Source organism: Streptomyces sp. NPDC002181 (assembly GCF_042890485.1).
Lineage (GTDB): Bacteria > Actinomycetota > Actinomycetes > Streptomycetales > Streptomycetaceae > Streptomyces.
The window spans coordinates 135,632-147,862 of record NZ_JBIASC010000008.1 but is presented as its reverse complement, the minus strand read 5'-3'; the positions used below and the strand labels follow the sequence as shown (position 1 = coordinate 147,862).

General features: G+C 70.4%; 8 protein-coding genes. 5 read left to right on the top strand and 3 right to left on the bottom strand.

From position 1 onward, the window contains the following. Window positions 1-133: 133 nt before the first annotated feature. Both ACFYXV_RS20910 and metH read right to left on the bottom strand, forming a co-directional pair. Complete coding sequence (locus ACFYXV_RS20910) at window positions 134-835, bottom strand: HAD family hydrolase (RefSeq protein WP_385475926.1); 702 nt, start codon at window positions 833-835, stop codon at window positions 134-136. 113 nt (window positions 836-948) lie between these two features. Next, on the bottom strand, window positions 949-4,461 hold the full coding sequence (gene metH / locus ACFYXV_RS20905; RefSeq protein ID WP_385475928.1) for a methionine synthase: 3,513 nt from the start codon (window positions 4,459-4,461) through the stop codon (window positions 949-951). Window positions 4,462-4,713: 252 nt separating this feature from the next. Between metH and ACFYXV_RS20900 the strand changes: the two genes are divergently transcribed. The 5 genes from ACFYXV_RS20900 to ACFYXV_RS20880 all read left to right on the top strand — a co-directional run bounded on the left by ACFYXV_RS20900 (window position 4,714) and on the right by ACFYXV_RS20880 (window position 10,929). Continuing rightward, window positions 4,714-5,481: an IclR family transcriptional regulator gene (locus tag ACFYXV_RS20900; RefSeq protein ID WP_383341443.1), complete on the top strand. Its 768-nt coding sequence runs from the start codon at window positions 4,714-4,716 to the stop codon at window positions 5,479-5,481. Window positions 5,482-5,793: 312 nt separating this feature from the next. Next, window positions 5,794-6,576 (top strand): MIP/aquaporin family protein, encoded by a 783-nt coding sequence (locus tag ACFYXV_RS20895; RefSeq protein ID WP_385475930.1) that lies wholly within the window; start codon window positions 5,794-5,796, stop codon window positions 6,574-6,576. A 73-nt stretch (window positions 6,577-6,649) separates the two neighbouring features. Then, entirely contained in the window at window positions 6,650-8,176 is a 1,527-nt protein-coding gene (gene glpK / locus ACFYXV_RS20890) for a glycerol kinase GlpK (RefSeq protein WP_383341437.1), read from the top strand. 37 nt (window positions 8,177-8,213) lie between these two features. Next, complete coding sequence (locus ACFYXV_RS20885) at window positions 8,214-9,821, top strand: FAD-dependent oxidoreductase (RefSeq protein ID WP_383341434.1); 1,608 nt, start codon at window positions 8,214-8,216, stop codon at window positions 9,819-9,821. A gap of 127 nt (window positions 9,822-9,948) precedes the next feature. Continuing rightward, complete coding sequence (locus ACFYXV_RS20880; RefSeq protein WP_383341431.1) at window positions 9,949-10,929, top strand: PAC2 family protein; 981 nt, start codon at window positions 9,949-9,951, stop codon at window positions 10,927-10,929. 64 nt (window positions 10,930-10,993) lie between these two features. Here ACFYXV_RS20880 and mshC read toward each other — a convergent pair whose 3' ends face one another. Further along, window positions 10,994-12,223: a cysteine--1-D-myo-inosityl 2-amino-2-deoxy-alpha-D-glucopyranoside ligase gene (mshC, locus tag ACFYXV_RS20875; RefSeq protein WP_385475933.1), complete on the bottom strand. Its 1,230-nt coding sequence runs from the start codon at window positions 12,221-12,223 to the stop codon at window positions 10,994-10,996. Window positions 12,224-12,231 lie beyond the last annotated feature (8 nt).

Below are 12,231 nucleotides of genomic sequence, written 5' to 3'. Positions count from 1 at the left end.
GGCGGGTGACAAAGGTCACCCGACTCAACTGCCACGGAAAGGATGGAATTTCGGCCTCCAGGCCATGGAACGGAAGATCCTTCCGTGGGACCTCGGTCACACCGCCGTTCCATTCGGAACGGAGCGTGTGCGATTAGTTCATCGGAGTGATGAGGGAGCGCAGGAACGGAAGATCCACTTCCTCCAGCGAGCTGACGATCGTGCGGCCGGGCGCGGGCGCGATCACGCCGATGGAGGGCACTGCCACGACCCGGCACCCGGCGGCCTCCGCGGCGGCCACGCCCGTCGCGGTGTCCTCGATGACGGCGCAGCGCGAGGGGTGCGCGCCCAGGGTGCGGGCGGCGAGCAGGTACGGGTCGGGGTGCGGCTTCGTACGGGGCACCTCGTCGCCGGCCACGCTCAGCGCGAACCGCTCGGGGCCCAGGGCGCGCAGCACCCGGTCGATGACGCGGCGGTGCGAGGCGGAGACGAGGGCGGTGGGCACGTTGTGCCGCGCCAGCTCGGCCAGCAGCCGCTCGGCGCCGGGCATCAGCGGCACCTGGTCGGCGATCCGGGCCTCGAAGCGCTCGTTGAGCAGGACGCTCAGCTCCGCCAGGGTGATGGCGGCGCCCGTGGACTCGATGAGGAAGGCGGCGGAGCGGGTCATCGGCCCGCCGACGACGACGTCGCGCCAGGACTCGTCGAGCCGGTGGCCGAGCTCGTCGAAGACGTCGACCTCGATCTCCCACCAGAATCCCTCGGTGTCGACGAGGGTGCCGTCCATGTCCAGCAGCACCGCCTGCAGGGCATGCCCGTCGGCCGTACGGGCGACGGACGCGGGAACGGTGCTGGTCATGCGGCACACCTCTCTCAGGGGACGAGAAGGCCGGCCGCCTCTTCCCCATGGGCATTCCCCCGGGGAACAGGCGACCGGCCTGTATGGGACCGACAAGTGTACGTCGGTCCGCGTCAGCGTGCGTTGAAATACTTCGCTTCGGGGTGGTGGATGACGATCGCGTCGGTGGACTGCTCCGGGTGGAGCTGGAACTCCTCGGAGAGGTGGACGCCGATCCGCTCCGGCTGGAGGAGGTCGGCGATCTTGGCGCGGTCCTCCAGGTCGGGGCAGGCCCCGTAGCCCAGCGAGAAGCGGGCGCCGCGGTACTTCAGGTCGAACATGTCCTCGACGGCCGCCGGGTCCTCGCCGCCGAAGCCGAGCTCGGCGCGGACGCGGGCGTGCCAGTACTCGGCCATGGCCTCGGCGAGCTGCACCGACAGGCCGTGCAGCTCCAGGTACTCGCGGTAGGAGTCGGATGCGAACAGCTTGGCCGTGGCCTCGCCGATCCTCGATCCGACCGTGACCACCTGGAGGCCGACCACGTCGGTCTCGCCGGACTCCTCCGGGCGGAAGAAGTCGGCCAGGCACAGGCGCCGGCCCCGGCGCTGGCGCGGGAAGGTGAAGCGGGTCCGCTCGTTGCCGTCGTCGTCGAGGATGATCAGGTCCTCGCCCTTGGACACGCAGGGGAAGTAGCCGTAGACCACCGCGGCTTCGAGCAGGTTCTCGGTGTGCAGCTTGTCGAGGAGACCGCGCAGCCGCGGCCGGCCCTCGCTCTCGACGAGCTCCTCGTACGTGGCCCCGCCGGCGCGGGCCTGCTTGAGGCCCCACTGGCCCTTGAACAGCGCGCCCTCGTCGAGCCAGGAGGCGTAGTCCTTGAGCGGGATGCCCTTGACCACGCGGGTGCCCCAGAACGGCGGGGTGGGGACGGGGTTGTCGACGGCGACGTCGGAGCGGCCGCCCGTCTCCTCCGGTTCGTCCACCTGGAGCACGGGCGTGTCGCGCTTGGCGACGCGGCGCTGCTTGAGCTCGGGCAGGGAGGCCCCGGGGACTCCGCGCTTGACGGCGATCAGGGCGTCCATCAGGCGCAGGCCCTCGAAGGCGTCGCGGGCGTAGCGGACCTCGCCCTCGTAGATCTCGTGGAGGTCCTGCTCCACGTAGGCGCGGGTGAGGGCGGCGCCTCCGAGGATCACCGGGTAGTCGGCCGCCAGCTTGCGCTGGTTGAGCTCCTCCAGGTTCTCCTTCATGATCACGGTCGACTTCACGAGCAGGCCGGACATGCCGATGACGTCGGCCTTGTGCTCCTGAGCGGCTTCGAGGATCGCGGAGACCGGCTGCTTGATGCCGATGTTCACGACGTTGTAGCCGTTGTTGGTGAGGATGATGTCGACGAGGTTCTTGCCGATGTCGTGGACGTCGCCGCGGACGGTGGCGAGCACGATGGTGCCCTTGCCCTCGTCGTCGGTCTTCTCCATGTGCGGTTCGAGGAAGGCGACCGCGGTCTTCATGACCTCGGCCGACTGGAGCACGAACGGCAGCTGCATCTGGCCGGAGCCGAAGAGCTCGCCGACGACCTTCATGCCCTCCAGGAGGGTGTCGTTGACGATGTCCAGGGCGGGCCGGGTCTGCAGGGCCTCGTCGAGGTCGGCCTCCAGGCCGTTCTTCTCGCCGTCGATGATGCGGCGCTGGAGCCGCTCGTCGAGCGGGAGGGCCATGAGCTCCTCGGCGCGGCCGGCCTTGAGGGACTTGGTGTTGACTCCCTCGAAGAGGGCCATCAGCTTCTGGAGCGGGTCGTAGTCCTCGGCGCGGCGGTCGTAGATCAGGTCGAGGGCGGTGTTGACCTGCTCCTCGTCGAAGCGCGCGATGGGCAGGATCTTGGAGGCGTGGACGATCGCCGAGTCCAGGCCCGCCTTGACGCACTCGTCGAGGAAGACCGAGTTCAGCAGGACGCGGGCGGCCGGGTTCAGGCCGAAGGAGATGTTGGACAGGCCGAGCGTGGTCTGCACGTCCGGGTGGCGCCGCTTGAGCTCGCGGATCGACTCGATCGTCGCGATGCCGTCCTTGCGGGACTCCTCCTGGCCGGTGCAGATGGTGAAGGTCAGCGTGTCGATGAGGATGTCCGACTCGCTGATGCCCCAGTTGCCGGTCAGGTCGTCGATCAGGCGCTCGGCGATGGCGACCTTGTGTTCGACGGTGCGGGCCTGGCCCTCCTCGTCGATGGTCAGCGCGATCAGCGCGGCGCCGTGCTCACGGGCAAGCCGGGTGACCTTGGCGAAGCGGGATTCGGGGCCGTCGCCGTCCTCGTAGTTCACGGAGTTGATGACGGCACGGCCGCCCAGCTTCTCCAGGCCTGCCTGGATCACGGGGACCTCGGTGGAGTCCAGGACGATCGGCAGCGTCGAGGCCGTGGCGAAGCGGCCGGCGAGCTCCTTCATGTCGGCGACGCCGTCGCGGCCGACGTAGTCCACGCACAGGTCGAGCATGTGCGCGCCCTCGCGGATCTGGTCGCGGGCCATCTCGACGCAGTCGTCCCAGCGGGCGTCGAGCATGGCCTCGCGGAACTTCTTGGATCCGTTGGCGTTCGTCCGCTCGCCGATCGCCATGTACGCGGTGTCCTGGCGGAAGGGGACGGTCTGGTAGAGGGAGGACGCGCCGGGCTCCGGACGGGGCTCGCGGACGGCCGGGCTGAGCTCGCGGACCCGCTCGACGACCTGGCGCAGGTGCTCCGGAGTCGTACCGCAGCAGCCGCCGACCAGGGAGAGGCCGTACTCGCGGACGAAGGTCTCCTGGGCGTCGGCGAGCTCGGGGGCGGACAGCGGGTAGTGCGCGCCGTTCTTGCCGAGGACGGGCAGGCCGGCGTTGGGCATGCAGGAGAGCGGGATGCGCGCGTTGCGGGCCAGGTAGCGCAGGTGCTCGCTCATCTCGGCGGGGCCGGTGGCGCAGTTCAGACCGATCATGTCGATGCCGAGCGGCTCCAGCGCGGTGAGCGCGGCGCCGATCTCGGAGCCCAGCAGCATGGTGCCGGTGGTCTCGACGGTGACGGAGCAGATGAGCGGGACGGAGACGCCGAGGGCCTCCATGGCGCGGCGGGCGCCGATGATGGAGGACTTGGTCTGCAGGAGGTCCTGGGTGGTCTCGACGAGCAGGGCGTCGGCGCCGCCGGAGATCAGGCCCTCGGCGTTGACCTGGTAGGCGTCGCGGATCGTCGCGTAGTCGATGTGGCCGAGCGTGGGCAGCTTGGTGCCGGGGCCCATGGAGCCGAGGACCCAGCGCTGCTGTCCGGTGGCGGCGGTGTACTCGTCGGCGACCTCGCGGGCGATGCGGGCGCCGGACTCCGAAAGCTCGAAATTGCGTTCGGGGATGTCGTACTCGGCGAGGGCGGCGAAGTTCGCGCCGAAGGTGTTGGTCTCGACGCAGTCCACGCCCACCGCGAAGTACGCGTCGTGGACGGAGCGCACGATGTCGGGGCGGGTGACGTTCAGCACCTCGTTGCAGCCTTCGAGCTGCTGGAAGTCCTCCATGGAGGGGTCCTGCGCCTGGAGCATCGTTCCCATGGCTCCGTCGGCGACGACCACGCGGGTCGCCAGCGCCTCTCGGAGGGCATCGGCCCGGGTCTGGGTGTCAGCGGGCGGGTTCGGCAACGAGGCCATGGCTGTGCTCCCTGGGATGCGACGGCTGTCGGCTTTGCACCCTCGCTGTGTCAAGGGTGCACGCGGTCAGGGTAACCGCGTGGCACCGGACCCGGTGGTGCCGTCCCACGTGGCGGACTGCATTCTGTGCGCGGGGGTCTGCCAGGGGTGTCCTGGTCGACGGAGGCCTGAACAGTTGCCCAACCATGCACAAGGTCGACATGGACCGATACTGTTCAGCATTGTCGAACTACGTCAGCAGGAGGCTGCGCGATGGCACGGAACATCCAGTCGCTCGAACGAGCCGCTGCGATGCTGCGACTCCTGGCGGGCGGTGAGCGCCGGCTGGGCCTCTCGGACGTGGCCAGCTCCCTGGGCCTGGCCAAGGGCACGGCGCACGGGATCCTGCGCACGCTGCAGGCCGAGGGGTTCGTGGAGCAGGACCCCGCCTCGGGCCGCTACCAGCTGGGCGCGGAGCTGCTGCGCCTGGGCAACAGCTACCTGGACGTGCACGAGCTGCGCGCCCGTGCGCTGGTCTGGACGGATGATCTGGCCCGGGCGAGCGGCGAGAGCGTGTACGTGGGCGTGCTCCACAAGAGCGGGGTGCTGATCATGCACCACGTGTTCCGCCCGGACGACAGCCGCCAGGTGCTGGAGGTGGGGGCCATGCAGCCGCTGCATTCCACGGCCCTGGGCAAGGTGCTGTCCGCGTACGACCCGGTCGCCCATACGGAGGCGCTGGAGGCGGAGCGCGAGGCGTTCACCCCCCGGACGGTCACCGACGGCACGGGCTTCGAGGAGATCCTCGACCTGACCCGGGCGCGCGGCTGGGCCGCGGACGTCGAGGAGACCTGGGACGGCATCGCCTCGGTGGCGGCGCCGATCCACGACCGGCGCCGGATGCCCGTGGGCGCGGTGGCGGTCGCGGGGGCCGTGGAGCGGGTGTGCGGGGAGGCCGGGGAGCCCCGCGCGAGCCTCGTGGCGTCCGTGCGGGACTGTGCGCGTGCTGTTTCACGCGATCTCGGCGCGGGCCGGTTCTAGGCCCCTCCAGGGCGTTTCAAGCCACACCCTGGCCGCTTTCTGCCCTCTTTTCGCCATATCCCGGCCACCCGGTGGCCGGGTTTGGCTGATCGTACCTAGTGGTAACGATCCGACACTTTGGCCTGGCCAACCCTTGACGCGTTCTTCACCTGGGATGAAAACTGCCGTTCATCGGTCGGCATTGTCGAACACCTACCGGCAATAAGCGTTAGGGTGTGGCAAGGCCAAGGACCGGTGAAGCACTCACCGAGTGCGCGGACCATCGGACGGGACCCGGTGTCCGCCCACCCCTGCAAGGCAAAGGAGTCGCGGGTGTCCACCTCCGACATCTTCATCGGCGAGACCATCGGTACCGCCCTGCTCACCCTGCTCGGCGGTGGCGTCTGCGCCGCCGTGACGCTCAAGAGCTCCAAGGCCCGGAACGCAGGCTGGCTCGCGATCACGTTCGGCTGGGGTTTCGCCGTACTGATCGCCGCCTACGTCTCCGCCCCGCTCTCCGGTGCGCACCTCAACCCGGCGGTCACCGTCGGCCTGGCCATCAAGACCGGCGACTGGAGCGACGTTCCGGTCTACTTCGCCGGACAGCTGCTCGGCGCCATGCTCGGCGCGGTCCTGATGTGGGTCACCTACTACGGACAGTTCCGGGTGCACCTCTCGGACCCGGAGCACATCCGTGACGCCACGCTCGGCCCGGAGGACCCGCACCCGCACGACCAGGCCGGCCCCGTCCTCGGCGTCTTCTCCACCGGCCCCGAGATCCGCAACGTCGTCCAGAACCTCACGACCGAGATCATCGGCACGGCCGTCCTGGTCCTGGCGATCCTGACCCAGGGCCTCCAGGACGACGGCAAGGGCCTCGGCGTCATCGGCGTCCTGATCACCTCCTTCGTCGTCGTCGGCATCGGCCTCTCGCTCGGCGGTCCGACCGGCTACGCCATCAACCCGGTCCGCGACCTCGGCCCGCGCATCGTCCACTCCCTGCTGCCGCTTCCCAACAAGGGCGGCTCCGACTGGGGGTACTCCTGGATCCCGGTGGTCGGCCCGCTCGTCGGTGCCGCGCTCGCCGGCGGTCTTTACAACATCGCGTTCGCCTGATCAGCCCCGGCACGTATCGCAAGATCCGCACCGCCCCTGATTCCGCCTACCCAGACCTGCCAGGAGCAGCCACATGACCAGCAGCACCGGCCCCTTCATCGCCGCGATCGACCAGGGCACCACCTCCTCCCGCTGCATCGTCTTCGACCGCGACGGCCGCATCGTCGCCGTCGACCAGAAGGAGCACGAGCAGATCTTCCCGAAGCCGGGCTGGGTCGAGCACGACGCCACCGAGATCTGGACCAACGTCCAGGAGGTCGTCGCCGGCGCCATCGCCAAGGCCGAGATCACCGCCGCCGACGTCAAGGCCGTCGGCATCACCAACCAGCGCGAGACCACCGTCCTGTGGGACAAGAACACCGGCGTCCCGGTGCACAACGCGCTGGTCTGGCAGGACACCCGCACCGACGCCCTCTGCAAGGAGCTCGGCCGCAACGTCGGCCAGGACCGCTTCCGCCGCGAGACCGGCCTGCCGCTGGCGAGCTACTTCGCCGGCCCGAAGGCCCGCTGGCTGCTCGACAACGTCGAGGGCCTGCGCGAGCGCGCCGAGGCCGGGGACATCCTCTTCGGCACCATGGACTCCTGGGTCATCTGGAACCTCACCGGCGGCGCCGAGGGCGGCGTGCACGTCACCGACGTCACCAACGCCTCGCGCACCATGCTGATGAACCTGCACACCCTGGAGTGGGACCCGAAGATCGCGGAGTCGATGGAGGTCCCGACCGACATCCTCCCCGAGATCAAGTCCTCCGCCGAGGTCTACGGCCACGTCAAGGACGGCGTCCTCGCCGGTGTCCCGGTCGCCTCGGCGCTCGGTGACCAGCAGGCCGCCCTCTTCGGCCAGACCTGTTTCGCCGAGGGCGAGGCCAAGTCGACCTACGGCACCGGCACGTTCATGCTGATGAACACCGGCGACAAGGTCATCAACTCCTACAGCGGCCTGCTGACCACGGTCGGCTACAAGATCGGCGACCAGAAGCCGGTCTACGCGCTGGAGGGCTCCATCGCCGTCACCGGCTCGCTCGTCCAGTGGATGCGCGACCAGATGGGCATGATCAAGACCGCGGCCGAGATCGAGACGCTCGCGCTCTCGGTCGAGGACAACGGCGGCGCCTACTTCGTGCCGGCCTTCTCCGGCCTGTTCGCCCCGTACTGGCGCTCCGACGCCCGCGGTGTGATCGCCGGCCTCACCCGGTACGTCACCAAGGCGCACATCGCCCGTGCCGTCCTGGAGGCCACCGCCTGGCAGACCCGCGAGATCACCGACGCCATGACCAAGGACTCGGGCGTCGAGCTCGCGGCCCTCAAGGTCGACGGCGGCATGACCTCCAACAACCTGCTGATGCAGACCCTCTCCGACTTCGTGGACGCCCCCGTGGTCCGTCCGATGGTCGCGGAGACCACCTGCCTCGGCGCCGCCTACGCCGCCGGCCTGGCCGTCGGCTTCTGGCCCGACACCGACGCCCTGCGCGCCAACTGGCGCCGCGCGGCGGAGTGGACCCCGCGGATGCCCGCCGAACAGCGGGACCGCGAGTACAAGAACTGGCTCAAGGCCGTCGAGCGGTCCATGGGCTGGATCGACGACGAAGACGCCAGCTGACGCACCAGCTGAGTCAATCGACGAGGAGCTAAGAGATATGAGCACCCTGCAGAGCGTCCCCGCCCTGGGTACGCACCCGACCGCCGGCTCGAACGCGAGCCGCGCCGAGACCCGTGAGCAGCTGGCCAAGGCCACGTACGACCTGCTGGTCATCGGCGGTGGAATCCTGGGCACCTCGGTGGCCTGGCACGCCGCGCAGTCGGGTCTGCGGGTGGCCATGGTGGACGCCGGCGACTTCGCCGGCGCCACCTCCTCCGCCTCCTCCAAGCTCGTCCACGGCGGTCTGCGCTACCTGCAGACCGGCGCGGTCAAGCTGGTCGCCGAGAACCACCACGAGCGCCGGGTGCTGGCCAAGGACGTGGCCCCGCACCTGGTCAACCCGCTCACCTTCTACCTGCCGGTCTACAAGGGCGGACCGGTCGGTGCGGCCAAGCTGGGCGCGGGCGTCTTCGCCTACTCCGCCCTCTCGGCCTTCGGCGACGGCATGGGCAAGGTCATATCCCCGGCCCGTGCCGCCGCCGACAACCCGGGTCTGAAGACGGACAACCTCAAGGCCGTCGCGGTCTACTACGACCACCAGATGAACGACTCCCGCGTCGCCGTCATGACGGTCCGCGCGGCCGTCGAGTCGGGCGCCGTGGTCCTCAACCACGCCGAGGTCACCGGCCTGCGCACGACGCGCGGCCGGGTCACCGGTGCCGAGCTCAAGGACCGCCTCGACGGCACCGAGTTCGGCGTCGACGCGCGCGTCGTGCTCAACGCCACCGGCCCGTGGGTGGACCACCTGCGGCGCATGGAAGACAAGCACTCGATGCCGTCGATCCGCCTCTCCAAGGGCGCGCACATCGTCATGAAGCGCAAGTCGCCGTGGAAGGCCGCCATGGCCACCCCGATCGACAAGTACCGCATCACCTTCGCCCTCCCGTGGGAGGACCAGCTGCTGCTCGGCACCACCGACGAGGTGTACGAGGGCGACCCGGCGGACGTGCGCGCCACCGAGGCCGACATCCAGCAGATCCTGGACGAGGCGGCCTTCTCGGTGAAGGACGCCGACCTGGACCGCTCGCTCATGACGTACGCCTTCGCCGGCCTGCGGGTGCTGCCCGGCGGCCCCGGCGGCGTCGAGAAGGCCAAGCGCGAGACCGTCGTCTCCGAGGGCGCCGGCGGCATGCTGTCGGTGGCCGGCGGCAAGTGGACGACGTACCGGCACATCGGCCGCGTGGTCATGGACAAGCTGGCCAAGCTGCCCGGCAGCCCGCTCACCGACGACATGGAGCCGGTGAAGTCGCTCGTACGCCGGGTGCCGCTGCCCGGTGTCGCCAACCCGAACGCCGTCGCGCACCGCCTGCTGGTGGACCGCGAGCCCGGCACGCGGATGGACCCGCTCACCGCCCGCCACCTGGCCTCCCACTACGGCTCGCTGGCCTTCGACATCGCCCGCCTGGCGAACGAGGACCCGGCGCTGGCCGAGCGGATCCACCCGGACGGCCCGGAGATCTGGGCGCAGGTCGCCTACGCCCGTGACAACGAGTGGGCCGAGACGGTCGACGACGTGCTGCGCCGCCGTACCACGGTGACGGTCCGCGGCCTGGACGACGACTCCGTGCGCGCGCGGGTCGAGGAGATGCTGGGCCGCAAGGCATAGCTCGTACGCAGGTGGGGAAGAGGGGCGGTTCCGAGGGGAACCGCCCCTCCGTCGTGGGCTGTGGCCGGTGTCCCCTCAAGGCTTAGGCTGGCCCACGTACGCAAGGGAACTTCGGAAGGAGACCTGGGTGATCGAGCTTGAGGGCGTGCCCGAGCTGATCGACCCGGTCATGGTGGCCGCGTTCGAGGGCTGGAACGACGCGGGTGACGCGGCCTCCGGTGCGGTCGCGCACCTGGACCGGGAGTGGAAGGGCGAGGTCTTCGCGGCACTGGACGCCGAGGACTACTACGACTTCCAGGTCAACCGGCCGACGGTGTGGCTGGACAACGGGGTACGGAAGATCACGTGGCCGACGACGAGGCTGTCGGTGGTACGGATCGGCGGCGCGAAACCGCGCGACCTCGTACTCGTGCGGGGCATCGAACCGTCCATGCGGTGGCGGTCGTTCTGCAACGAGATCCTGGGCTTCGCGCACGAGTTGGGCGTGGAGATGGTCGTGATCCTGGGCGCGCTGCTCGGGGACACCCCGCACACCCGGCCGGTGCCGGTCAGCGGGGTCACCTCGGACGCGGACCTGGCACGGACGATGGACCTGGAGGAGACCAAGTACGAGGGCCCCACGGGGATCGTGGGCATCCTGCAGGAGGCCTGTACGCACGCGGGCGTCCCGGCGGTGTCGCTGTGGGCGGCGGTGCCGCACTACGTCTCCCAGCCGCCGAACCCGAAGGCGACGCTGGCCCTGCTGAACCGGCTGGAGGATCTGATCGACATCCGGATCCCGCTGGGCGAACTCCCGGAGGACGCGCGGGCGTGGCAGCTCGGCGTGGACCAACTGGCAGCGGAGGACAGCGAGGTGGCGGAGTACGTCCAGACGCTGGAGGAGGCGCGGGACACGGCGGACCTGCCGGAGGCCTCGGGCGACGCCATCGCCCGGGAGTTCGAGCGGTACCTGCGCCGCCGCGACCCGGCGGCCCCCTCGGCCGAGCCGGGCGACGGCTCGTACCTGCGCGATACGAGCAGTGGCCTGACCCGCCCGCCGAAGCGCAAGCCTGACCCCGAGCCGGGGGCCGACACCGAGCCGGGCGAGGACGACACCCCGCAGGGGTAGCCGGACGACACGATGCCCCCTGACCGGACGGTCAGGGGGCATCGGCGGTTTCGGCCGCGGTGCCTTACAGGGCCACGCCCAGGAGGGCGTCGACCGTGCGCGAGACCAGGCCCGGCGCGGACTCGTCGTCCCCGTCGGAGGCGTTCTGGGCGTCCACCCAGCGGTCCACGGCGGCCAGCGCGGCGGGGGCGTCCAGGTCGTTCGCCAGGGCCTCGCGGACCTCCTCGACGAGGGCGTCGGCCGGGAGGCCGTCGGGGCGGGACACGGCCGCGCGCCAGCGCTCCAGGCGGGCCACCGCCTGCTCCAGGACCTCGTCCGTCCACTCCCAGTCGGCCCGGTAGTGGTGCGAGAGCAGCGCGAGGCGGATCGCCGCCGGGTCCACCCCGGAACGGCGCAGCGCGGAGACGAAGACCAGGTTGCCCTTCGACTTCGACATCTTCTCGCCGTGCAGCGCGACCATGCCCGCGTGCACGTACGCCTTGGCCATCGGGAACTCGCCCGTCAGCGCCTGCGCGTGCGAGGCGCCCATCTCGTGGTGCGGGAACACCAGGTCGGAGCCGCCGCCCTGGATGTCGAAGCCCATGCCCAGGTGGTCCAGGGCGATGGCGACGCACTCGATGTGCCAGCCGGGCCGGCCGCGGCCCAGCGAGCCGCCGTCCCAGCTCGGCTCGCCCGGTCGGGCGGCCATCCACAGCATCGGGTCCAGCGGGTTCTTCTTGCCCGGGCGCTCCGGGTCGCCGCCGCGCTCCGCGGACAGCAGCCGCATCGCCTCGGCGTCGAGGTGGGAGACGCTGCCGAAGTTGGCGTCGGCCTCCACCGAGAAGTAGGTGTCGCCGTCCAGCTCGTACGCGGCGCCGGCCTCGCGCAGCCGCTCCACCAGCGGCACGATGCCCGGTATGGCCTCGACTGCGCCGATGTAGTGCTGCGGGGGCAGCATCCGCAGGGCGGTCATGTCCTCGCGGAAGAGGGCCGTCTCGCGCTCCGCGAGCTCGGTCCAGTCCTGGCCGTCGCGCAGCGCCCGCTCCAGGAGCGGATCGTCGACGTCCGTCACGTTCTGGACGTAGTGGACCTGCCGCTTGGTGTCGAGCCACACGCGCTGTACGAGGTCGAACGCGTTGTAGGTCGCCGCGTGACCGATGTGGGTCGCGTCGTACGGAGTGATGCCGCAGACGTAGATACGGGCGACGGGACCGGGGGCGAGGGTGATCGTCCCCTGGGTCGCGGTGTCGTGGATCTGGAGGTCGCGGCCCTTGCCAGGAAGGGCGGGGACCTCAGAAGCGGGCCAGGCATGCATGTGTCGAG